At 40.5% G+C, this 264-nt stretch carries 1 protein-coding gene; it reads right to left on the bottom strand.

Translation table 11 applies throughout. From position 1 onward, the window contains the following. Nucleotides 1-264: hypothetical protein (locus ADH99_RS00005; RefSeq protein ID WP_049555910.1), on the bottom strand; the 264-nt coding region annotated here is incomplete at both ends.

The following is a 264-nucleotide window of genomic DNA, read 5'->3' as shown; positions in this document are numbered from 1 at the left end:
GACAGTGACACCTTCTGGTGTTCCAACAAAGTCTTTATTTGGCGTGAACGTAATTTCTCCTGTAGTTGGATTTAGTTTATACGTTCCCACTTGTTTACCATCTTTCATTGCTGGTAATTCTGTTTTGTCTGTTGGTTCATTCGTTGTTGGATCCACAAACTTCACTGGGTTTGAAGCATCAATCGTAAGTGGAACGTCTGAATCTCCCGCTGTAAATTGCGGTGTTTCCTTTTGTTCTTTCCCTTGTTTTCCAGTCGATGTTTT

Source organism: Granulicatella sp. 572.rep1_STHE, from assembly GCF_001073445.1.
Classification (GTDB): Bacteria; Bacillota; Bacilli; order Lactobacillales; family Aerococcaceae; genus Granulicatella; species Granulicatella adiacens.
The sequence above is the reverse complement of the archived record's forward strand: the minus strand, read 5'-3'. Positions and strand labels throughout refer to the sequence as shown.